Source organism: Desulfobacterium sp. N47, from assembly GCF_051233685.1.
In the GTDB taxonomy this organism is placed as follows: Bacteria; Desulfobacterota; Desulfobacteria; order Desulfobacterales; family RPRI01; genus RPRI01.
Genome location: NZ_JBAMMY010000113.1, coordinates 1 through 24,267, shown reverse-complemented (window position 1 = coordinate 24,267; position 24,267 = coordinate 1). Strand labels below are relative to the sequence as shown.

Sequence of the window (24,267 nt, the reverse complement as noted above, 5' to 3'; positions counted from 1 at the left end):
GACTTAGGGAAAGAGATTTTCATTATGTATAATAACATAATGCTCGATGTTTGACTATTTTTATTCAGCAGCTTTCTTTATCCTTATTTTATCATTTGCTTTTTTCAGGGTATCGCTTAACACATCAATATCAACAGGTTTCTGCAGATAAGCAAATGCTCCCAGCTTCATACACATCTCCCGGTCGGATTCGGTTCCATGACCTGTCAGAATTATGACCTCAATATCAGGATTGTCTTTTTTAACACGCTGCAAGACTTCGATGCCGTTTATTCCCGGCATTTTAAGATCTAAAATCATAACATCAGGCTCGTCTTCCGAAACCATAGTCAGGGCTGATTCACCGTCATATGCAACGGCTGAGCCCATATCCCGCATAATGAGACGTTCCGACAAAGTTTGTACAAATTCCCGTTCATCATCAACAAGCAATACTTTGGACGGCATTTTAAAATCATATTTACGGTAAATATCGGTCTGGTAATACCCCTCTCCGAATTTAGTATTGACAGACTTTACACCGTTTACTTTGACGGCAATTTCTTTTAGTTCCTCCTCAAGTTTGCCTATAAGAAAAACGTGCTTATTGATTATGACTGTTACTACACCGTCTTTTGCAATAACTTCTGTGTTATGTCCTTCCGTGGCCAGTCTTACTTCCACTTGAGAAGCAAGGAGAAAATCCTCAATAGATTTTTGGGAAAGCTTTGTTAATTTTACTACATCTTTACCGGCATTTTCAACAACAAGAGAAACCGCTTTTTCCAACATCATTTTACCCATAGGGATTACAAGATCATATAATGAAGAATCCCAGGGGTCATTTTTGTTAAAATGAGTTTTTATCCATGCAACCCTGTCTTCATCCTGTTTATGAATAAGCTTTACCGCTTCCTTTTCGGGAATTTTTAGCTCCATAATCGCATTAGATACCCTGAACTTCATATCGGCAATAATACATACTTTCAGAATATGGCTGATATTTTTAGGAATAAGCTGGCCGGCAAAGCCTGAAAAAAGAAGCTTATCTTCGGATATGCTTTGGGCAACGGCCAGTTTGAGCCATGCGTTTGAAAGTTCTTTTTCATGAGTAAAATTATTAAAAACAGACTCTTTAGCCAAAAAAGCTCTCATTAATTTATTTGTAGCAATACCTGAAAGCCTGCTTGCTTTCTTAACAATTTCATCATCTGTTACCAGCTTAAATCCTGTATATGTAAGCACTTTCTTAACAACTGATTCTTCTTCACAGAAGGCGCCGCTAAAAATAGTAATTATAGACATAAAAACCTCCTTTTTTTATAATCAGACAATACGGCAAACAGTTCTTAGCGGACACATATCTTCTTTGTTATCGGTATGTGTTTCATCATAAACCGAGCATACGGCCTTTTCCATAGTAGGATATATATGATCTTCGCCTATTTTCTCAAGCAGGTGAGTATTTTTAAAAACCTTCATCACAGTTTCATTTACACCGCTAAATGAAATATCGACTCCTCCGCTTCTGGTTCTTTCAACTACCAATGATAAAGTTTCTTCGCCGGATGCGTCAATATCATTTATGCCGTTACAAACTATTACAATATGTTTAAGATCTTTTTTATTTATCAGGCGATCAGTTATCTGGTCTTCAAGATAACTCGCGTTTGCAAAAAACAGCGGACCGTCGAAACGAACCATATCTATGTGCCGGCATTGCTTAAGCCCAAAAGCAGTTGAATCACGCAAAGCTTCATCCTCATGCCGCGATAATGATGCCACTCTTGGCCTCATACTGTTATATAAAAACACACACAGCGATAAAACAACTCCAATCATGATGCCTTTGTCAAGATGAGGGGCAAAAGCCAGTGTAAAGATAAATGATATGATTGAAATAACTCCATCATACCATTTTGCCTTCATACTGTGCACAAAACCTGATACGTTTATAAGACCGATAACTGCCATCATGATGACTGCTGCAAGAACAGACTGAGGCAAATAATAAAGAAGCGGGGTAAAAAACATAAGTGTTATTAAAACGGTCATACTGGTAAAAACACTCGATAAACCTGTTACTGCTCCTGCCTGGAGGTTGACAGCCGATCTTGAGAAAGAGCCTGATACCGGATATCCATTTGAAAAAGCGCCCAGAATATTTGCAAGCCCCTGACCTACCAATTCCTGGTTAGGATCAAGCCGTTGTCCGGTTTTCGCCGCCATTGCTTTTGCTATTGATATGGCTTCCATGAAGCCAAGAAGCGATATTATCGCTGCAAAAGGCAAAATCTTCAGCATGATTTTTAAATCCATTTTAGGCATTGAAAATTTGGGAAGGCCTTTTGGAATAGCTCCCACTACTTCGCCTCCGCCCATCATTTTAACTTCGCCGGTTTTGATTTTATTGTTTCCGATTTTTATCCGCCAGATGCGGCCGTCTGTTTTGAGCCCCTCCGGTATCTTTTCAGCAGAATAAAAATGGATGCTTCCATCAGGCTGTTTAACGCCTGCAAGCAGTAAATTTCTTATTTCTTCCCTTAACATGCCTGTTTCATGTCTTAATATTTCTATCTGAGCAGCAATCACATTAGCATCCCTTTCGGCGTCAAGAATCGCTATAGGATCTTTTTTTTCTTTTACATCTTCGAGGGCAGTAGCAGCAAGCGTTCGTTTTTCAGACAGAGATGAGGCATTATCCAGTAAAAGATTAAACTTTGATATAAGTTCTGTTGCCTCGGTTGATTTAATGGTTTCGATATTGGTGTTCATATCAAAATTAAAACCGGTTCCCCAGGAGATAAGCGTTGTAATAACAACTGCAACAAGCACATTCGGAATTTTGGGTGCTATACGCTTTAATAGCATCATTATTATAAAAGCTGATACTCCCATGATTAAAGTAGGCCAGTGTGTGTAATGAATTGCGGCTTTTACAACATTTATAATTGTTTCATAGTGATGCTCAGAATTATCAACATTTACACCAAACATCTTTGAAAGCTGGGAAGTGGCAATAATTATTGCGGCGGCATTTGTGAAACCGTTTACAACAGGATGAGATAAAAAATTAACAACAAGACCGAGCTTTAATACTCCAAGAGCAAACTGAAAAACTCCGACCATAAGCGCCATAAGGATTGCATATGCGATAAATCCCTGGCTTCCTGCAGTAGCCAGCGGTTCCAGTGAGGCTGAAGTCATAAGAGATACAACAGCAACAGGGCCTGTTGCAAGTTGGCGGCTTGAACCAAAAAGAGCCGCAATCATCGGAGGAATAAAGGCTGCATACAAACCATAATACGGGGGCAATCCGGCCAGCTGGGCATAAGCCATAGACTGTGGTATAAGAACAAGAGCTACGGTGAGTCCGGCAATAGTGTCAATTCTGAATGCTTCTAAATTATATTTTTTAAACCAGACAAGAAAAGGGAAAATTCGGGTCAGCATAATAAACACCTATCTCGTTAATTAATATTATAAACTTTTAGAGTCTTATGACTAAGACCGGCAGAATATACATACGGCGGGTTTTCAATACATGCATTACCAAACTAAGTCAAATAGAAAACGGTTTTTCAAATGGATAATGTTAAAAAAGGATAAACTTTTCTGTTGACTCTTAATAAACTTTTCAATAAGTTCCGTTCTATATATCAAAGCCTATGCAAAACTAAGCAAATACTTATCCAACTGTTTAGTAACAAAAACCGCAATAGAAGCCACGATAAGGAAAGCTTGTATGAAACAACTCGAAAAGCTTATAAAAAGAATATATTATAAAGTTAATATCAATTTAAGAGAGCTCGGTTCATTTGATGTCGAACCATATATTCGTGAAATAGTGCCTGTCAACCAACTGGTTAAGTTTTATGGTTTTTATGGTATAACTTCCCATCATCCACTTTATTTTCATTTCAGCAACTCAAACCTTGCGGGAAGTTATTTTCTTGGAAAATGTGCGGTTGACAATTCGGTGCTTTATAAAAGCGACATAAGAGGAGATGAATTAAAAAAAAAAGGTGATATCCTCCATTTTGAAGGAGCTGATATAGCTCTTGATCAAGATGAAAAAATATCTGTAAAAAATAGTTTTCTGATAAAAACCCTTGTTCATAACTATTCCCATGATCCTGAAAATTTAGAAGAATTTATTATACAAAACACAGCTTCAACTCCTTATGCAAATATACATGGATCTCCGGTTGAAGGGTGTTTTTTAGGTCCTTTTTCTACAGTCGATCTTACTACTCTTCATGATTGCCTGATAGGCCACTTTGCTTATATTCAGGCAGGCGAAATGATCCATCAATATGTTGAACCCGGAAGTATTTTAATAAGTAAGACAGACGAATTTGATTTCAGCTTCAACTTTTCAGAAAATATACTAAATCAATATATCAGGTTTGAAACCGGTAAAAAACCGCAGGGTATTTTTATGGACTTTGTCGAAAATCGTAAAGAGGATTTCGAGGAAGTTTTCAATGTTGTGCATCGCAAACTGCCAATGCCGGTTCCTTTTGGCGCTTCAATAAGCAGATATTCCGTTTTCAAGGGAAAAAACCGGATCGGCGAAAACGTCCTTATTGCTCAAAGAGCATATCTTGAAAATGCTTCCCTTGGAAAAGGTTCAAATGCTCAGGAAAATTGTTATATAATATATTCAACACTCGAGGGTTTTAATGTAACGGCGCATGGCGCTAAAATTATAAATGCAAACCTTGGTCTTAGAGTTTTTGTAGGTTTTAATTCCTTTTTGCATGGAAAACCGGGATGTGCGCTTGTAATAGGCAAAGGCTCCATTGTGATGCCCCATACAATTATCGATCTTAAAGAGCCTGTAAATATTCCTTCGGACTATATCGTATGGGGTTATATAGCTAATCAGGCTGATCTTGAGCGGCATAGCATGCCTTTGGAGAAATTATCTGCAATTGATGGAGAAGTTAAACTGGGCGCTATGCAGTTTACCGGAAGCGGGCATGCTTTTGTTAAGGCTTTCCGGGACCGGATAGAACATATTCTTGAAGCAAACGGCGCCTTTTTCGATGGCAGTAAATTTAAGGGCCATGCTCAGAAAGGTCAAAATATAGCATATAATATTATTCAGCCATATCCTATGGGGATCAATAAAGGATTATATCCTACTATAGATATTACTTTATAGTTCATCAATTTATTCCATCACGCCGAGTAAAAAGTCTGCCATACTTAAAAATTGGTGTTAATATTACTAATTTTCATTGTGTGCCCTGCGCCTCTGTACGGAAGGTATTTTTTGATAAAAAGTGCCCACTTGACAAATAGTGATCATGGGCATAGAAATATTTCCTTATTCAAAAATATCTAAGCAGGGATGAATATGAAGAAGTAGGATAATAATGAGGCAAGCGCATGAAACTTAGGGTAAAAGATGCCGCGGAACTGCTCAAGGTTTCGGAAAAGACAATCTATCGCTGGATAGCGCAGGAAAAACTGCCTGTGCATCAGGTCAGCAGACAATACAGGTTTAACCGGGCGGAACTTCTGGAGTGGGCTACAACCAAATGCATCCCCATATCGCCTAAAATGATGGAAGAACCGGGAGATGTCTATATCCCCTCATTGGAGGAGGCTCTCAGGTCGGGAGGTGTCCATTACCGGGTTGGAGGTTCCGACAAGGTTTCGGTGCTTCGAAGCATCGTGAATATCCTCGCATTGCCTGAAGAGGTGGACAGACAATTTTTGTTTCAGGTTCTTCTTGCGCGGGAGTCTTTAGGTTCCACAGCCGTAGGTGACGGCATTGCCATACCACATGTACGAAACCCAATTACGCTCCATGTAACGCGACCGCTTATGGCGCTGTGTTTTCTTGAAATACCCATCGATTTCCAGGCCATGGACGGAAAGCCGGTCCACACACTGTTTACCATTGTCAGCCCCACAGTCAAGGCACATCTCAATCTCTTGTCCAAGCTCTCTTTAGGCCTTCGTTCGCCCGACTTTGCAGGAGTTATTGCCCGAACCGGCTCACGGGAAGATATCTTTCGGCAAGCCGGCCTTCTGGATGCCCGGCTTGCCGAAAGATTAACAGTAAAGAAGGAACGGACGTCATGATCATGGGTCTGATGTTGGCATCCCTTACAGTGCTCCTTTTTGGCAGCGCTGTGTGCGTCTTCACAGGCGGTTCGGGAAAAAGTGCGTCCTTAATGGGATGTGTTACAAGTGTGATCGCTGCACTTTTGGCTATGGGGGCAGCAGGAACAATACTATGGACCGGAGGGGAATCATCACTCCGGGCGCCGTGGCAGGTTCCCTTCGGCTCTTTCTTTATTGCAGTTGATCCCTTGTCCGCCTTTTTTATTATTGCTGTCTCCCTCGTATGCGCCCTTGCCGCCATCTACGGTACGGCCTATTTGGGTCCCTACCGCGGCAAAAAGAATCTTGGCGTTTCGTGGTGCTTTTTTAATCTGCTATTTGCTTCAATGTTGTTGGTTGTCCTTTCCAGAAACGGCATATTGTTTCTGATTGCCTGGGAGGCCATGTCTCTCTCCTCTTTTTTTCTGGTGATGTTTGAGCATGAAAAGGCGGAGGTCCGGGAGGCGGGATGGGTATATCTTGTAGCAGCTCACGTAGGGCAGGCATGTCTGATGTTTCTTTTTATTCTTCTGGGGGGTCAGAATGCGAATCTTGATTTTGATAAGTTTACTACGCCTGTCGGCGCAGCATCAACACTGTTTCTGCTGGCGGTAGCCGGTTTTGGCGCAAAAGCAGGTTTTGTGCCCATGCATGTCTGGCTGCCTGACGCCCATCCGGCGGCGCCGTCCCATGTCTCAGCCGTGATGAGCGGCGTGATGATAAAGACAGGCATATACGGTCTTTTGAGAATGGTTTCGCTGATCGGCGCTCCGGCGGCCCAGTGGTGGGGCTGGACGCTGCTTATTATAGGCGCTGTCTCAGGTATTATGGGTGTGCTGTTCGCCCTGGCACAGCATGACATTAAACGTCTTCTGGCCTACCACAGCGTTGAAAATATCGGGATTATCTGTCTGGGGCTTGGGTTGTGGCTTCTTGGCGTCTCAATAAATAATCCGGTTCTGGCTACCCTTGGCCTTATGGGCGGATTGCTTCATGTGTTTAATCATGCCCTCTTTAAAAGCCTGCTGTTTTTCGGGGCAGGAAGCGTAGCCCATGCATCCGGCACAAGGAACATGGATCTTATGGGAGGGCTTGGAAAAAGAATGCCGCAGACGAGCCTGGCCTTTGCCGTCGGTGCTGCCGCCATATGCGGGCTTCCTCCCTTAAACGGTTTTGTGAGCGAGTTTCTTATCTATATCGGTGCATTCGGAATACTGGCCAAGCCCGGCGCCATAGGCAGCCCGGCAGTAGGAGGATTGATCGCACTGGCTGCCCTGGGATTAATAGGAGGGCTTGCCGCCGCCTGTTTTGCTAAGGTTTTCGGCATAGTGTTTTTAGGCGAACCACGCAGCGAAGCTTCAGCAGAGGCGCACGAAGCCCCACGGCCAATGCTCTTTGCCATGATCGCACTGGCTGCTTTGTGCATTCTAATGGGTCTTGCCGGTCCTGTTGCTGTTAAACTTGTAACTCCGGTTGCAGAACAATTGCTGGGAAATGCAAACGTATCGGAAACATCAGCCATGGCCTGCGGTCTCCTCCGGAAGATCAGCCTTGCCGGAGGGGCGTTGTTAATCCTTGCCGGAGCTTTATGGGGACTGCGAAGTTTTCTGCTTGCGAAACGGGTAAATAGCGCTGGCCCCACTTGGGACTGCGGTTACCTGGCCCCCAACAGCCGTATGCAATATACCGCTTCATCCTTTGCCTGGCCGGTTATCGATATGTTCAGGTGGCTGGTGCGCCCCAGGCTCCATGTCCTGTTTACAAAGGGGCTTTTCCCGCAAAAGGCGGATATAGCATCCCATACCGACGATATCTTCCGCCGGAATCTGTTTGCACCCTTATTCAGATTGCTTAGCGAGCTGGCCCAACGTATTCATGGGCTGCAAGAGGGCCGCAACCAGCTTTATGTGCTGTATATTGCCATAACGATCCTGGTTCTGTTGCTGGTGAAAGTGAGGTAGCCCGACATGACCATTACGGCATCTGTAATCCATTTATTTCTGGCCCTGATTCTTTCACCGCTTCTGATGGGTATAATCAATCGAACAAAAGCCCTGTTTGCCGGTCGAAAGGGGCAACCTTTGCTGCAACCTTATTATGACCTTATCAAGCTGATGAAAAAAGGCGCGGTTTACAGCACCACCTCATCCTGGGTATTTCGTCTGGGTCCCGTTCTTGGTCTTGCTGCTGTGATGATCTCAATCATGATAGTCCCGGCAGGCGGGATTGGAGGCATGCTTTCCTTTCCCGGTGACTTTGTCTTTATGGCCTATGCCCTGGGATTGACCCGTTTTGTCACAGTGTTAGCCGCCATGGATACCGGATCGGCCTTTGAAGGCATGGGGGCAAGCCGCGAGGTACAGTTTGCGATTATTGCCGAAGTCGTGCTGCTGCTGGGTCTGGCTGTACTTGCCGTGGGCACGCAGGAGATCAGCCTTGCCGGTATCTACGCCGGACTATGGACTAATTCAATCTCCACCCTGATCCCTGTGACCTTCCTTGTGGCTTTTGCTTTTTTAATTGTTTTACTTACTGAAAACGCCAGAATTCCTGTTGACGACCCGAACACGCACTTAGAGCTTACCATGATTCACGAAGTTATGGTGCTGGATCATGGCGGAGTGGATCTGGCCTTTATACAATACGGAGCGTCCCTGAAACTGTGGTTGTTTTCCGCACTCCTGGCAGGCATAGCCATCCCGTTAAGGACAGGGCTGCCGTTAATGGACATGATTATAAGCATAACCGGCATATTGGTTATAGCAATGCTGGTCGGCATAATCGAGTCGTGCATGGCAAGGCTTAAGCTATTGCATGTGCCTCAGATGCTTGTGGTGGCGCTTTCGGTGACAGTAGCTGCGCTTTTATGGATTATGAGATAATTGATAATATGAACATATGGACAAATATTTTTATTCTTGGTCTTGTATTGACCAATTTTCGTCTTTTGGCTACCAGCCGTCTTGGGGCTGTTATCCAGACCACTGTATTTCAGGCTTTCGCCCTCAGCGCGTTTATGTTGACCATGGCTGAAAGACCCTGGCCGCTTCTGCTTTTATTTCTTGCTCTTTTAACCCTTATAGTAAAAGGTGTTATTTTGCCGTGGCTTCTGCGCAAGGCGATGAGAGAGACAGGGGTTCAGAGGGAAATTGAGCCCATTGTCGGATACAACACTTCCGTGATTACAGGAATGGTCCTTCTCGGTTTGAGCTTCATGATCTTTATTCCTTTGAAGACATCGGTCTCCCAGGAATCCGCCTTTCTTCTTCCGGCTGCGCTCTTTACCACTCTGACGGGTTTGATGATAATTATCTCACGTAAAAACGCCCTGACTCAGGTGGTCGGTTATCTGGTTATGGAAAACGGGGTGTACGCCTTTGGCGCAGCCCTTGCCGTGGAAGAACCGCTGCTGGTGGAAATGGGGGTATTGCTGGACGTCTTTGTAGCCGTGTTTGTCATGGGTATTACCGTTTATCAGATCTCCCGGGAGTTTGATAATATAGATACCGACCGTCTGTCGGAACTAAAGGATTAATATCATGCTCATCAGTATAGTTTTGATTCCTCTCGCACTTGGCCTTTTGGCCCTTGTGATACCCGGAAAAGGGGTCAGGCGGGGATTTTTGATGATTGGCGCCATAAGCCACGGAATTATGACGATGGTCCAGGCTCTTCAAAAAGCACATCCTGCGGCAGGAATCTGGATCGGCCTTGACGCCGCCGGTCTCTTGTTTTTATCCATCACCAGCCTCCTTTTTCTGGCAGTTGCCGTGTACACTGTGGGCTATCTCGGCAGGGATTCGGATCGCAAGGTCAGAGACTCCGTTGAAGGATTCCTGTTCCAAAACGAGCCGGAGGCCGTATTTATCTCCTGCCTTTTGTTATTCCTGTCCTCCATGAGCATGGTCTGTATAAGCCGCGATATGGGATTGTTGTGGGTGGCGGTAGAGGCAACCACACTTGTCAGCGCACCACTTATCAGTTTTCACAGTCACCACCGAAGCCTTGAGGCAAGATGGAAATACCTTTTGATCTGTTCGGTAGGCATAGCAGTGGCCCTTCTTGGCAATTATTTTCTGGCCTTTGCCGGTCACGGCAAAACGCATCTTAATCTGGATAATTTGATTAAGGGTGCTGCAACACTTGACCATGCATGGCTCAAGGCCGCCTTTCTCATGTTGCTTGTAGGTTACGGTACGAAAATGGGAATGGCGCCTATGCACACCTGGCTGCCGGATGCCCACAGCGAATCTCCTTCCATGGTTTCCGCACTCCTGTCCGGCGCCCTTCTTAATTGTGCCTTTTTAGGAATCTTCAGGGCTCATTCAGTCCTTTCGGCTGCCGGGCTTGGCGTTTTCAGCGGCGAGCTGCTGGTCTTCTTCGGCATGTTTTCAATGGCCGTCGCCGCGGCCTTTATGATACGCCAGACCGATTACAAACGGATGCTCGCCTATTCAAGCATCGAGCATATGGGAATCATGGCTCTGGGCTTAGGTATCGGCGGCCTTGCGGCCACAGGGGCCATGTTCCATGCTCTCAACCACTCCATGACAAAAGGGGTGCTCTTTTTAGTATCCGGCCAAATGCTCTTCACCTATGGCAGTAAAAAGACCGAAAATGTCCGTCATGTTATAAACACGACGCCCCTTACAGGCATCCTTTGGCTGTCAGGATTTCTGGCCATTACAGGCGCTCCGCCCTTCGGCCCTTTTATGAGTGAGGTGACAATTTTAAAAGGCATGCTTCAATCAGGCCGATGGGCCGTAGCTGCCGGTTATCTGCTGGTGCTTGGAATTATCTTTATAGCTATGGCAAGGATCGTGATTCCCATGGCCTTCGGACTCCCCGAAAGCAATGAGACTTTTGTCCCTTCCCTTGCCAATAAACGGGAACCGCTATGGTTTGCAGTACCGGCAATGGCTCTGGTTGCGGTTATCCTGGCGCTGGGCCTTTATATCCCGGGATTTGTCTGGGATTTCTTTGGTCAGGCAGCCGCCGTGGCAGGAGGTTTTTAAGATGCCTTCTGAAAATTTACTAATAATAACAAACGGGCAGGCAATAGATCATGACTGCCTGCCGGTCATCTCCTTTGAAGAGTTCAGCAAAATTACAAAAGATTCCCTTGCTGCCGGTTCGCGGCTTTCCGCCTTGACTGTCTGGCGCCCTGAAAATGATGGCCCTTTGCGTATGATTGCTGTCTTGTCCCGGCCTTCATCCGGCGATCTTTTACTTACTTCGTGCGATCTGCCTGATCCATGGCCCTCATTGACGCCTGATTGTCCGGCAGCACATTGGTTTGAAAGAGAAATAGCCGAGATATGGCAGATCCGGCCCAAAGATCACCCCTGGCTCAAACCCATACGTTTTTTGCATTCTCATGAAACCAATTTTCATGAAACAACTACTGTGGGGATCACAGATTTTTTCCGTATAACAGGTGAGGAATCCCATGAAGTGGCTGTCGGACCTGTTCATGCCGGAGTAATTGAACCGGGTCATTTCCGTTTTTTGTGTCATGGCGAAACGGTATATCATCTTGAGATATCTCTTGGTTATCAGCACCGTGGCATAGAACGTGCCCTAAACGGAGGGCCTGGGCCGCGAACAATCCATTATATGGAAACACTGGCAGGCGATACAACCATCGGTCATGCTACAGCTTATTGCAGGGCTGTTGAAGCCCTGTCAGGCATGATAACTTCTCCCCGCGCTGAGGCCATAAGGGCCCTTGCTGCCGAACTGGAAAGGATCGCCAATCATATAGGAGACCTTGGGGCGCTTGCGGGAGATGTTGGGTTTTTACCGACCATGAGTTATTGCGGAAGAATAAGAGGAGATGTTCTGAACCTCACGGCGCTTTTATGTGGAAACCGGTTCGGACGCGGCTTGATCCGTCCATCAGGCGTGGCCTGGGACCTTGACGGTGAATTGATCACGAAACTGCTTAATGGGCTGAATGCCGTGGATAAGGATGCAACAGAAGCTGTTGAACTTATGTTCGATACCCCCTCGGTTCTTGCCCGGTTTGAAGGAACCGGGACAATATCTCCGGAAACTGCCATTGAGATTGGACTGGTAGGCGTAGCCGCAAGGGCCTGCGGTCTTGACTGTGATGTGCGCAGAGAATTTCCCTATGGCATGTACCGGTTTGCACAGGTCTATCCCTGCACATGGTCAACAGGCGACTGTTTCGCCCGTGCTTATGTGCGCTGGTTGGAGATCAAGGCTTCACTTGAGTTTATCCGTCAACAACTTTTTGAACTACCTGATGGTTTTATAGCACATGATATTACTCCAATGAAAGAAAGAATGCTTACAGTCAGCATGGTTGAAGGATGGCGGGGAGAAATCTGTCACGTGGCAGCTACGGACGATAAGGGACATTTCTTATTCTATAAGGTTGTTGATCCATCGTTTTATAACTGGTTCGGACTTGCCCTGGCCTTGCGTAACCAGCAGATTTCCGATTTCCCGCTATGCAATAAAAGTTTCAATCTATCCTATTGCGGACATGATTTATGAAGAGGGTATAGAGCATTAGCGAAATGAAACAAAAGTTTTACGAGATTATTTATGCTTCGAATTATTAAAACACGCATTAAACAGAAATATAGAACCATGGCATACCCGGACGGTTCTCCTCCGGAATTGCCGGCCCGATTTGCCGGGCGTCCCGTGGTGAATCAATTAAATTGTGAAAGCAACTGTAATCTTTGCATTACTGCCTGCCCTGTGGCTGCTATATCTCTATCTCAGGAAACCGGCGGACCAGTCATTGATATGGGTCGTTGTATTTTCTGCCGTGCCTGCGAAAGCGCATATCTTGCAGATGCTATCCATTTCAGCCGCGAATACCGCCTCGCATCATCTTCGCGTAGCGAGCTGTTTGTTAAGGCAGGATCGCCTGAATATTCACCTGTAAGGCACGATATTGCAGCAAAGATATTCGGCAGATCCCTAAAGCTCAGGCAGGTATCAGCCGGAGGATGCAACGCCTGCGAAGCAGACAGTAACGTACTTAGCACATTGGCCTGGGACATGGGCCGTTTCGGGATACAATTCGTGGCATCGCCAAGACATGCGGACGGCCTTCTGATAACAGGGCCTGTTACTGAAAATATGCGCATTGCCCTTGAAAAAACCTACGCCGCTGTTCCTGAACCGAAGATAGTTATTGCTGTTGGTTCATGCGCCATTTCAGGAGGCCCATTCATTGACCACCCGGAACAGCACAACGGGGCCATGGATATTGTACCGGTGGATTTATTCATTCCAGGCTGCCCGCCTCATCCCCTTACTATACTTGATGGACTGTTAAGGTTTATAGGAAGAATAAAGAATTTTTGCGAATCCGGCAAATTATAAAGAGTTGACAACTTTGTTTTAGGCATTATTTTGTTATTTGTTTTACCATGTTGTTTATTAAATATTATAATTTATTAATATAGAATACTTTAATCTAATCCTTTCTATTTAATCCGGACATAAGATGACAACCAAACGTGATTACTATGAAATTCTTGGAGCGAGCCGTAGTGCTTCTCCAGATGAACTGAAAGCCGCATATCGCAAGCTTGCATTAAAATATCATCCGGACAGAAATCCGGGTGATAAAGAATCGGAAGAAAAATTTAAGGAAGCTGCTGAAGCTTATGAAGTGCTTCATGATCAAAAAAAGAGGGCGATTTATGATCAGTATGGGCATCAGGGCTTAAGCGGATCAGGTTTTTCAGGATTCGGCGGTTTTGAAGATATCTTTTCCAGTTTCAGCGATATTTTTGAAGATTTTTTCGGATTTGGTGGAGGTGGTGGTCGTTCACGCAGCCGCAGCCAGAGAGGTTCCGATCTTCGTTATGATATTTCACTTACCTTTATGGAAGCCGCATTCGGAATTGAAAAAGAGATAACCATTGAAAAAGCGGAAACATGCCAGGAATGTCTCGGAAGCGGAAGTGAGCCGGGCACCCAGCCTGAAACCTGCCGGCATTGTCATGGAACAGGGCAGCTTTCTCAAAGCCAGGGTTTTTTCACATTAAGGACGGCATGTCACTTCTGCCAAGGTTCCGGCCAGATAATAACGCATCCCTGCAACAAATGCCATGGAACCGGAAAAACAATTATAAATAAAAAAGTTTCATTGAAAATTCCTGCAGGGGTTGATTCCGGTTCAAGATTGCGGCTTACGGGTGAAGGCGAATCAGGTCCTTATGGTGGTACAAGCGGAGATCTATATGTATTTATAAGTGTACAAGCCCATGAATTTTTTGAGCGGGATGAGGCAGATGTTTATTGTAAAATACCGATATCATTTGTGCAGGCTACTCTGGGCGATAAAATAACCATACCTACTTTAAACGGTAAAAAAACTATCACAATTCCCAAGGGAACTCAGCCCGGAGAGGCGATACGCCTGCATGGCGAAGGAATTCCGCATTTAAGAAACCATATGCGCGGAGACCTGATCATTCAGCTTAATATAAAAACGCCTATAAATCTTACAAAAAAGCAGGAAGCCCTTTTAAAGGAATTTTCCGAACTTGAATCAAGTAAATTTTCAACCAAATTAAAGAATATTTTACACAGTGTATCGACAGGCAACTCCAAATAAAAAAGGATAGGATTTAAATGTTTGAACTTAAAATTATAACTAATTTTGCGGCAGCTCATCAGCTTAAATTGGTAGCTGAAAAATGTGAGAATCTTCACGGTCATAACTGGAAGATCGAAGCATGCGTAACAGGTGATAAATTAAATGACGCCGGAGTTGTAATAGATTTTGGAAATTTAAAAATAATTCTATCCGAAATAATAGCAGAACTTGACCATAAATTTCTAAATGATCTTGAGTGGTTTAAAGGACTCAATCCATCATCGGAAACTATTGCGGTGAGAATTGCACAAGAACTTGAAAACAGAATTGATGACCCGGCAGTAAAGGTTTCAAGTGTAACTGCATGGGAATCCGATGATGCCTGCGCAAAATATATATGCCCGTGAATGAAGCCTGTAACAATCAATTAATTATAATTCATTAGCTATTTTCAGATGCCATGTTTCTAATATACGGCCAGGATGAATTTTTTCTATCATTTAAATCATATTCTACCAGATAGTTGCAATAAAAACTGAGCAAACGCCAACGGATGATGTATACAGCAGTTATATGACATTTCATTCGTGAGGTAACTGATTTGAATCTAATTGGAGCAGGCAATTTCGAAAGACCTCAGTAGCTGTTGCGCTTCATGCTTGATCATAAAATCAAAGGGAGTTTTACCAATGACTTCATCAGGACTGTAACCCAGCAATGCCTCAACCTTTGGGCTGGTGTAACTGAATATACCGGCAGAATCCGTCTCCCAGATCCAGTCTGTTGAATTTTCCACTAGGATCCGGAACCGTCCTTCACTGATCTCAAGTTTTTTTCCGCCTGTTTGCGTTCAGCAATTTCATTGGTCAACTTCTCGGTTATTTCCATTAAAGTGGAACTTTTATTCTGCACAATATCCTCCAACTCTTCTTTATTTTTTTGAAGTTCAATTCCGGCATTTCTCTTATAGCACATGATCTATTTCTTCATCTTGTGTTCAGATATTATATAGCCGTCCGGGGTTTATACCGTGTCAGTCGGATTTAATGCTCTTTTTGCGCTTTCGTCGCGGCCTTCCGGAGCTGCGGTTTAGTATCGCACTCAGTTCATCGATGTCTGTAAAAGACTCACGATTGCCAAGGCCGTCGAGTGCCTCCACCAACCCTGTGATCTTCCGGCGATCTTCCGTATTCACCCGCGGATAATAAAGCTGTCTATAGTTAGATGTTCAGTCATAGTGAAATGAATATATAACAACCTTACCTACAAATGACCTACAGATTGTAAAAAAAATGAAAATAAAAAAAATAGTAGGCGGTATTAAGTCTTGATGTAGGGAAATACAGATGGTCTCTGTTTCAGCGAAAAGGTTTTATGCCAGGATATTTCTAAGGCATACTGCAGCAGCGGTAAATACCTTGACCGCTACTGCCCTGTTGCATATTATCCGATAGCAAACAATTAGAAACTGATAGAATTCTATTCGGCCATGCATATTTATTTCATTTAAATATGTCTTTTAAAAGCTTGCCCGCCTCATTTCCCAGCTTGCCTTCAACGCTTTTTTGTATCTGGTCCTGTATGGCGTTTGTCGCAGCGTTCTTAAGCAGCCGGTTGAGACTGTCTCCGTCCGCGGCAATGCGGGGGCTTGTTACATCTCCTTTAACAGCACATGGAATTTCCAGTCTCTTGTCTTTATTCAAAAGATATCTCATAATTCTGTCTTTTTCCAGACGCGCGGATGTGGATTGGGGCAGCACAAGGCTTGTTCGTAAATCAAGTTTCTTATCAAGTCCGATATTTCCGGCACCGGAAAGTGTAAAGTCCCTGGTGGACATGGCCATTGTATCTAAGAGAATTTTGCCGTCACGGATGTTGAATTTTCCCGAAAGATTCTGGAATGATGTTTCCTTAACCTTTGTTTGAGTGCCAGGTGATACAATTTGCGCCAGTTGACCAAGACCTTGAAATTTCAGCAGGCTCTGGCCTACGGCATCCAGCAGGTTGACATTGGCAAGCTTGCCGTTGATAATATCCGCTGAGCCGCTTCCGGCAAGAGTTTTTGAAATCATAGGCCAGTCTGATCCTTTACCTTGAAACGAAGACTTGATGTTGAATTTTCCATAGAAAGTATCTTTTATACTTGTGAACTGACTGAGTGCAGAATTAGCATCGATATTACGGGTGGTAAGATCAGCACTCCACCGCGGAGACTGCATATTATCAAGATTTATTTTGGCGCTGGTCGATATATCCCCACCAAGGGTATTAAAAGTTAAGTTTTTTAATGTTGCCACTGCATCAGCATATACAAGTTCTGCCAGAACATTCTCAAGTACGAGTTTATCATATATGCATTTTTTAATAGATACCTTCCCGGCAACCTTTAAATCAGGGGCATTTTCCTTTTCAGACGTTTTTGCCTTTAAAGTTGTTTTTGCTTTAGGAGTTGATCCGGCAGCTGCTTCTTTTTTCGCGCTTTCTGCCTTTTTTTTGCCGGAAGGCGATCCCAGCAATGCGTCAAGATCAAGATACGATGATCCAAGATTAAATGAAATATCCGGCTTCATGGGGTTGCGGACTGTTGCATTGATGCTTAAATCAGATTTGCCGATTCTAAGTGATGTGTTCTTGATCCGGATGGCATTATTTGCAATGATAGCGGATGCTTGGATTTTTTTAAATTTTTTACCCAGCTCAGCTGAAGCGGCGCTTCCGTTTTTAATAGTAAGATTGCCGCTAATACCTTTTAAGTTTTTTAATTCATCAATTTTCCCTTTGAATCTTGTATCGGATAATTCAAGTATTCCATCAAGTTCGTAGGTCTTTAGCATAGGAAGAACCGGTGCCAACGCACTCAGCGGTGTTGGCGCGATAGATACCTTTCCATCGATAAAGGGATCTGCAAGATGCCCGATATCGGCCGATCCTTTCAATACTATTTTACTTAAAATAATTTTAAGATCGTCGATCCGAAGGGTATCTTTTTTAAGATGTCCGGATAAACCGATCGAAAAAGGTGTGCCGGAATCTTTTTGAAACAGATTCCCAAATACTATTTTTCCTCCTGTAGCATCGACATTGCTCTTAAAGCCTAAATCCTCCATAGGGCCGGTTGCGGTATCCCCCGGCTTTTTTGGCGGGCCTGAAATATCTGTTTCGATCTTCCATGGACCGTTTATTATAAGTTGCCGGGCGGACGAATCTTTGCTTGCAGTGTCGTCTAACACCATATTCAGGTTATCCCAATCCAGATTGATGCGACACTGCAGTTTGTCCCTGAGTTTTCCCTTTAACGTCGTTATAGCATTCATAGATCCGGATTTAACGCTCATTCCTTTCATATATGAGGCTAAATGTGAAAAATTAATATCGCTAAGAGACAAGGTCAGATCAACAGGAATATTATCAGGCTCCGGATTCTTGCCTATAGGCCCTAAATCACCGGACAGTGCGACATGAACGGCCTTGGGGCTGGCATAGATATCGGTATCAAGATCAATATAGATTTTCTGCGATAAAGAAACCCCTTTTATCAAAAGGTTGAATTTATCCAAAGCGATTTCTTTAGAAGCCTTTGCATCTGATGAATCAAAGAATTTAAAATTCCCTTCCCTGATTGAAATTTTAGATATTTGAATATTTTCCAGCGTGCTCAGCGGATCTTTGGTTTCAGTGGCGGCTGGAGCGTTTTTTGCCTCTTTTTCAGTCTTTGCAGAGACGATCATGTCTGAAAAATTCATTTTGCCCTGAGCATTTCTTTCAATCACCACGGATGGTCTTTCAATGGAAACGGATGAAATCATAATTTCCTTTTTCAGCAGCGGCAACAGCTTAACATTGGCTTTCAACTTTTCGATCCGAACAAAATTCTGCTGCTTGAAATCCGGGTTGTTGGAGATGCTGACATTATTGATCTTAGCCCCCAGCCCGCTCAGAATTGTTAGTTTCACATCGCCGATGGCCACCTTCCGGTGGATCTTTTTTTCGATGACCGGAATCTGCTTGGCAACAATATCATTGATGTTAATGAAAAATGGCAGAAGAAAAAGGACTAAAAGAAAGAGCGCCAGAACAATACCGGTGGTTACAAGGATTTTTTTCATCATCTCATCTCCATATGTAAATGGTCATTTATTTAGTTTTGAAAAAGTAAAAGCCACCTGCAGATGAATTTAATTGCCGGTTAATATTATAAACATAAATACTATCCAAAGGCAAGGGTGAAATCGTGAGGTTTCCAAGGATCAATTTTCTATTTACTTGTTGCCGGAGCGACCCAGGCGGACGTTACGCAATTTATAGAAAATAATTTTAAGGTACCCAAATCCTGGCGGATATTGGGGGACAAAGATAATAGCCATCCTGTTCCCCAATAATATCGCTAAAAAAAACTTCACGCAGGGCGGCATTTTATATGCCGCCCCTATGCTGACCTGAAGCTTATTCTCCCATATTTCCTGCAGACACCTTTACTCCGAACCTGATGTTATTCGGGTAAGCAAAAAAACCGGTAAGTTCGGTGCCGTCAGGGCTAAAGATTTTAACCCATGAAGTATTAAGCAAACCGGGCCCAATGCCTGTTATGATTTCTGTCGTTCCGTCGCCGTTAACATCGCCTGCCGCAACCTGAACTCCGTTATGGGTGTTAGGGTATGCATTAAACTCAACGCCTGCAGGAGTTCCGGCTCCTTTAAAGACTTTCACTAAAGCTTCGTTAATCAGACCTGATCCGGCGCCTGCAATTATTTCGGCAATCCCGTCGCCGTCCAAGTCTTTTACAGCTATGTTAACGCCGTAAAATTTATTGTCAAATGCCCTGAAGTCATACAGTTCCGTTAAATCACCGTTTTCAAATTTCCACACTTTTATAATAGCAGGATTAAACAGCGCCGGACCGGGTGCTGTAATTATCTCGGGTTTGCCATCGCCATCAACATCACCTGTAGCTACATTTACTCCCAACAAAGTTAGAGATACAAGTTTGGGGCCAACCATATCGGTAAATCCGCTGCCGTTGTATTTCAGGATTTTAATTGCGGCAGGATTTAAAAGGCCCGGGCCGGTGCCTGCAATAATTTCATCTTTCCAGTCTCCGTCTATATCGCCTGATGCAATAGTCAAACCGGATTTTGTATTAAATGCCGTGTATTCGGTTATAAACGTTCCATCCCGTTTAAAAGCTTTCAGTGTTGCACTGTTATTCGGCCCCGGTCCCTCGGAAACTATTATCTCATCGTAACCATCTCCGTCTATATCTGCTGATACTGTATTCGCACCAAATTTTGTATTGAAAGCCATAAGTTCAAGAACCGGTTCAAGCTTTTGGTTAAACACTCTTACCCAGGCTTCATTTAGAAGACCGGGGCCCTGGGATGTAATTATGCCTGGGCTTATTTCGGGATTTTTCAAAATATTTACTGTAATAATAGTCTGTTGTTTTACAAGCCCGTCATCTCCGGTAAGTTTAATTTCATATGAACCCGGTTTTACATTTTTAGAAGTAAGTATGGAAAGAATTACATGACCGGGAGCCTGGATCATAGCAGAATTATCCAAATCTGCTTTCATGCCAGGCGGAACACCTTCAACGGCTAAGTTGATACTGCCTTCGTAACCGTTTGCTGCATTGATATCAATGTGAACCTGGTCTGTTTCAAGCTGCTTTAAAGTAAGATCGGTTTTATCGGCAATAATTTCAAATCCTGACACATCGAGCGTAAGCGGTAATATGTGTTCTACCGTCTCTGAACCATCGCTGCCCCACTTTAAGATTTAAGGTATGTATTCCAAGTGTTGTTGCAGCTGTTGTAATAGTCATTACAAACGATTCTCCCGGCGGAACTATATTACCGGGTGCAAAAATAACTAAAGTGCCGACGGGAAGTTCATCCACGCCTATTGCAACAGCTGCGTTCCATCCGTCCACAGGGGTAAGATATATTAAATAAGTTGCGTTTTCCCCTCGATTTATTTTACGGTAAACGGAATCGGCTGCAATGGCAAAGTCTGCTACTGTCAGAAGATTAACCTTTGTTGAAGAATCATTTAATATCTGCTCTCCGGATTTTATTGTTTGAGAAATAGTATAAATTCCTTCTGTCTGTAATCCTGCCGTATCCCATACCAGTGTATGCACTGTGCTTTGTCCGGGCGAAACGGTACTCACTGTCGAGCTGCTGCTGTAAATTTGTGCTCCTGCCGGATCTTTTACAGAGGTAAGCACTGTAAGATTCTGATAGATAGCGGAAGAGGTAAGGTTTATTATTTTTGAAGCAATATTGACCGTTTGTCTTATCTTATAGGTATCTTTATCTGTTGTTGTTACAAGAGATACATCGGGAATCAAAAGATTAAAACTTGCAGTATTGTTATCCTCATTAAACTCAGCAACAGTGTTACCGGGGTCGGCATAGGCTTTTATGGCTCCTCGCTAAAAAGTATTGGTAATCCGATTCAAGACATGATAGATATCAGTCATCAAGAGATAGAGGAGGTTGAGACAAATTACTATGAGAGATACGGAACTATTTCAGTTGGCATTGGGTTTGACATCACCATGGCATGTTGAATCGTGTAAATTTGATTTGGATAAACATCGTCTGGATGTTAAGATTGATTTTCCTCGGGGCAGTGTGTTCGCCTGTCCCAGTTGTGGCAAACTCGAATTCAGGTTACCCACATGAAATAGCGAGGAACCATATTTTTTAACCTTAGAGCCACTTTCAAAGTGTTTCAGTTTGGTCAAGGTCAAGGCGGGCGAAAATTTTAACCACAGGAATACATTTAGTATTTTGAGGATTAAAATTTGAGTCCAACGCAGAGATCGGCCTAAATGGGACGTTTTGAAACTGGCTCCTTATAGTTCTCATACTATCCCCATGCTTTACTGAGAGAATAGAGAATATATCATAAAGCTTTGATTACTTCTGAAAGATAATGTTCAACAGGCGCAAATTCATCTCTTAGCACCTCAATATCGCAGTCTATTTTGTGTTGCCAATAATGGGAAAGATAAATAGTTTGTTCAGGATTGCTACTTGTTAATTTATAAGGATCGCCTGCTTTAACCGCTACTATTATTAAATTTTGCAGTTTTTCCGGCTGCGTTGGATATTGAACAGGAAAAACATAAACATAGGGGAAAACGGATTTGATTGTTGCATGGGCAGCACGGAAAAACCTGCCTTTATCACCCTGTATGGCTGAATAAATATTAGTAATCATCACGCCCTTGTCATTAAGCAAAGCTGATGACTCCTGCATTGCTTCTGCCGTTGTCATGTGAAAAGGAGGCGAAGCGGATGATTTAAAAACATCCATGAAAATCACATCATATTTTTTTGTTGCCCGCTTTAAGAAAGTTCTTCCATCCTCATGAATGCTTTTTATCCTTGGGTCATCTTTTAAATAAAAATATTTCTTTGCAAGTAAGGTAAAATCCGGGTCAATTTCAATTACATCAATAAAATTGTTCGGATTTCGTTTCAGGTAATCTCTTGCAACCGTATATGCCCCGCCTCCTATAAGAAGGGCATTTTTGTTTTCCGGGCAAAAATGTTCTATAAGGCGATAGAATTTTGCGTAACTGAAAAAAAGTTCATCCGGTTCCCCGACTATCACAGCAGATTGCGCCCAACTCCGGTCAACACGCATAAAGCGTATTTGTTTGCCTGTATCCGGATCCTTTATTTCCTCGATTAATACCCGATTGTATTTTGTATCAATATCGCTTGCCTCATTTCCGGAAGCAGGTGATTGAAAATAATATACCGAAAGCAGTGCGGCAGCAAAAACCAATACGGCGGCTTTTACTGCTTGAGTCTTGTTCCCCAGGCAAGCCAGAAAATAAACAATAAAAAGCACAAAGGATAGGAAAAAAAGAATATTGCGGCTTCCAAGAAAAGAAATCAGGAAAAACCCGGTAGCAAATGTTCCGATTATACTTCCTACGGTGGATATGGCATAAAGCCTTCCCACAGTTGCACCCGAATGCGCAATATCTTCCATTCTGAGCCTTATGGCATAAGGGGAAACAGAGCCAAGCATAATGCTTGCAGGAGCAAAGAGAATCGTTGCTGCTATGACAGCGCCAAGCCGTACATCCGGCACTGATTTTCCCACAATATCAAGAACCGGAGTTTTTATAACAGCTATTATTCCGACAAGTAGTGCACAAAAAAATATCAGAATTGAAAAAGTTTTGTACCCAAGTTTTCTGTCTGCGAGCCGCCCACCCCAGTAGTAACCAACGCTTAAGCTTGCCAGTATCACCCCGATAAGACTTGTCCATACATAAATTGAAGTCCCGAGATAGGGGGCAACAATCCTTGAACCGGCAAGTTCAAGTGCCATCACAACAGCACCAGTGATAAATACAATTATTTCAAGCCGGTATTTATTCATTTATTATTCAATCGCTTATGCTTATCGCGTCTACCGGGCAAAAATCCGCACAATCACCGCAGCTGATACATTTTTCGTCATTACATTTAATCGCAGCATCATCTCCGAGGAAAAGAGCTGATTCCGGGCAGATATCTATACAGCCTGTACACTTGATACATATTTTCATGTCAATAACAGTCATCATTTGCTCCTATTGTTTTGCTACGCTGGAAAAATCCATTCCAAGATCTGCCATAACGACCTGAACGGTAGCTCTGCCGCCTCCCGTTATTGATCCACCGGGATGGAAGGACTGACCGCTCATATACAGTCCATCTATGGGTGTCCTGTATTGTCCCAGTTCGGGTATGGGCCTGTGAGAAAAAAACTGGTGCAGATAAGAACCCGGCCCGAGAATAGATCCGTTTACAAGGCTTGGATTCATCCTCTCATAATCGATCGGAGAATATATAGTGCGTGCGATGATGTTTTCCGGTCCCATATTGCTTGTATGTGTTCTCAGTTTTTCAAGTATCATGTCAGCAACTTCTGTTTTTATCTCATCCCATTTTGCAGGTCCGCCATCTTTAAGATAATAAGGCACGTAATGCCATAAATACAGGGTATGTTTACCGGCAGGAGCGCGTGTCGGATCAAGAACTGTAGAGCAGCTGACGAAAGGGGCAAGATTTTCGGGTGAAGGGATTAGGCCGTATCTTAATTCATCATACAGATGCCGGAAATTATCCAGCCAGCATAAAGGTTCTATGCTGATGGATTTACCAACATGATCGCCCGCTTTCCATTTTGGCGCTTCGTTTAATGCCATATGCTGCATGATACCGGAAAAGCCGGGATCCTGAATTCCGGCAACCCTTGAGGCAAATCCTTTGTCTGTTTCAGAAACCATATCAGGAAAGACCAATCTTGGATCAATGTTTGCCACAATAGCGCGCCGGGCGCCTATCTCTTCTCCTGAAGCCAGAACTACACCTGTTGCCCGGTTGCCTTTAACGATAATCTTTTTTACCTCACTGGCAACCTTAATAGTATAGTGGACCCCATGTCAAGACTGATTTTCATAAAAATTAAGCTACCAAAGGTCTCTGATATTTTCTCCGGGTTTAAGTTCTTTTTTCTTACAAAGTCCTTTTCAAAAGGTCCGCTATTGCCGGATAAATGAAAAATGT

At 43.5% G+C, this 24,267-nt stretch carries 19 protein-coding genes; 10 read left to right on the top strand and 9 right to left on the bottom strand.

Annotated elements, in window-relative coordinates; genetic code table 11:
- Positions 1–60: 60 nt before the first annotated feature.
- Together VXK47_RS06895 and VXK47_RS06890 are read right to left on the bottom strand one after the other, a co-directional pair.
- Positions 61–1,284 carry a response regulator gene (locus VXK47_RS06895; RefSeq protein ID WP_435548035.1) on the bottom strand — a complete coding sequence of 408 codons (1,224 nt, stop codon included), beginning with the start codon at positions 1,282–1,284 and terminating at the stop codon, positions 61–63.
- A 21-nt stretch (positions 1,285–1,305) separates the two neighbouring features.
- On the bottom strand, positions 1,306–3,432 hold the full coding sequence (locus VXK47_RS06890) for a SulP family inorganic anion transporter (RefSeq protein ID WP_435548034.1): 2,127 nt from the start codon (positions 3,430–3,432) through the stop codon (positions 1,306–1,308).
- Positions 3,433–3,724: 292 nt separating this feature from the next.
- Here VXK47_RS06890 and VXK47_RS06885 point away from each other — a divergent pair, with 292 nt between their 5' ends.
- The 10 genes from VXK47_RS06885 to queD all read left to right on the top strand — a co-directional run bounded on the left by VXK47_RS06885 (position 3,725) and on the right by queD (position 15,096).
- Entirely contained in the window at positions 3,725–5,149 is a 1,425-nt protein-coding gene (locus tag VXK47_RS06885) for a transferase (protein ID WP_435548033.1), read from the top strand.
- Between the two features lie 227 nt (positions 5,150–5,376).
- Entirely contained in the window at positions 5,377–6,078 is a 702-nt protein-coding gene (locus VXK47_RS06880) for a PTS sugar transporter subunit IIA (RefSeq protein WP_435548032.1), read from the top strand.
- Between the two features lie 2 nt (positions 6,079–6,080).
- Positions 6,081–8,060 carry a proton-conducting transporter transmembrane domain-containing protein gene (locus VXK47_RS06875; protein ID WP_435548031.1) on the top strand — a complete coding sequence of 660 codons (1,980 nt, stop codon included), beginning with the start codon at positions 6,081–6,083 and terminating at the stop codon, positions 8,058–8,060.
- A gap of 6 nt (positions 8,061–8,066) precedes the next feature.
- Entirely contained in the window at positions 8,067–8,981 is a 915-nt protein-coding gene (locus tag VXK47_RS06870; RefSeq protein WP_435548030.1) for a respiratory chain complex I subunit 1 family protein, read from the top strand.
- 8 nt (positions 8,982–8,989) lie between these two features.
- Positions 8,990–9,634, top strand: coding sequence for an NADH-quinone oxidoreductase subunit K (locus tag VXK47_RS06865; RefSeq protein WP_435548029.1), 645 nt, complete (start codon positions 8,990–8,992; stop codon positions 9,632–9,634).
- A gap of 4 nt (positions 9,635–9,638) precedes the next feature.
- Positions 9,639–11,114 carry a proton-conducting transporter transmembrane domain-containing protein gene (locus tag VXK47_RS06860; protein ID WP_435548028.1) on the top strand — a complete coding sequence of 492 codons (1,476 nt, stop codon included), beginning with the start codon at positions 9,639–9,641 and terminating at the stop codon, positions 11,112–11,114.
- A gap of 1 nt (position 11,115) precedes the next feature.
- Positions 11,116–12,621 (top strand): NADH-quinone oxidoreductase subunit C, encoded by a 1,506-nt coding sequence (locus VXK47_RS06855; RefSeq protein WP_435548027.1) that lies wholly within the window; start codon positions 11,116–11,118, stop codon positions 12,619–12,621.
- 51 nt (positions 12,622–12,672) lie between these two features.
- A complete protein-coding gene (locus tag VXK47_RS06850; RefSeq protein ID WP_435548026.1) occupies positions 12,673–13,464 on the top strand; it encodes a hydrogenase in 792 nt (263 codons plus the stop codon).
- A gap of 124 nt (positions 13,465–13,588) precedes the next feature.
- The gene (gene dnaJ / locus VXK47_RS06845) at positions 13,589–14,707 is read left to right on the top strand and encodes a molecular chaperone DnaJ (protein ID WP_435548025.1); all 1,119 of its coding nucleotides are present in this window, start codon (positions 13,589–13,591) and stop codon (positions 14,705–14,707) included.
- A 17-nt stretch (positions 14,708–14,724) separates the two neighbouring features.
- The gene (gene queD / locus VXK47_RS06840) at positions 14,725–15,096 is read left to right on the top strand and encodes a 6-pyruvoyl trahydropterin synthase family protein (protein WP_435548024.1); all 372 of its coding nucleotides are present in this window, start codon (positions 14,725–14,727) and stop codon (positions 15,094–15,096) included.
- Positions 15,097–15,296: 200 nt separating this feature from the next.
- Here queD and VXK47_RS06835 read toward each other — a convergent pair whose 3' ends face one another.
- From VXK47_RS06835 to VXK47_RS06805, 7 genes are all read right to left on the bottom strand, one after another.
- Positions 15,297–15,512 (bottom strand): PAS domain S-box protein, encoded by a 216-nt coding sequence (locus tag VXK47_RS06835; RefSeq protein WP_435548043.1) that lies wholly within the window; start codon positions 15,510–15,512, stop codon positions 15,297–15,299.
- A 679-nt stretch (positions 15,513–16,191) separates the two neighbouring features.
- Positions 16,192–18,798: an AsmA family protein gene (locus tag VXK47_RS06830; RefSeq protein WP_435548023.1), complete on the bottom strand. Its 2,607-nt coding sequence runs from the start codon at positions 18,796–18,798 to the stop codon at positions 16,192–16,194.
- A 334-nt stretch (positions 18,799–19,132) separates the two neighbouring features.
- The gene (locus VXK47_RS06825; RefSeq protein WP_435548022.1) at positions 19,133–20,401 is read right to left on the bottom strand and encodes an FG-GAP repeat domain-containing protein; all 1,269 of its coding nucleotides are present in this window, start codon (positions 20,399–20,401) and stop codon (positions 19,133–19,135) included.
- Positions 20,388–21,038: a hypothetical protein gene (locus VXK47_RS06820; protein ID WP_435548021.1), complete on the bottom strand. Its 651-nt coding sequence runs from the start codon at positions 21,036–21,038 to the stop codon at positions 20,388–20,390. The genes VXK47_RS06825 and VXK47_RS06820 overlap by 14 nt, the downstream gene beginning before the upstream one ends.
- A gap of 560 nt (positions 21,039–21,598) precedes the next feature.
- Complete coding sequence (locus VXK47_RS06815) at positions 21,599–23,095, bottom strand: fused MFS/spermidine synthase (protein WP_435548020.1); 1,497 nt, start codon at positions 23,093–23,095, stop codon at positions 21,599–21,601.
- A 7-nt stretch (positions 23,096–23,102) separates the two neighbouring features.
- Entirely contained in the window at positions 23,103–23,282 is a 180-nt protein-coding gene (locus VXK47_RS06810) for an ATP-binding protein (RefSeq protein ID WP_435548019.1), read from the bottom strand.
- 6 nt (positions 23,283–23,288) lie between these two features.
- Complete coding sequence (locus VXK47_RS06805) at positions 23,289–24,023, bottom strand: phytoene desaturase family protein (RefSeq protein WP_435548018.1); 735 nt, start codon at positions 24,021–24,023, stop codon at positions 23,289–23,291.
- Positions 24,024–24,267: the final 244 nt, after the last annotated feature.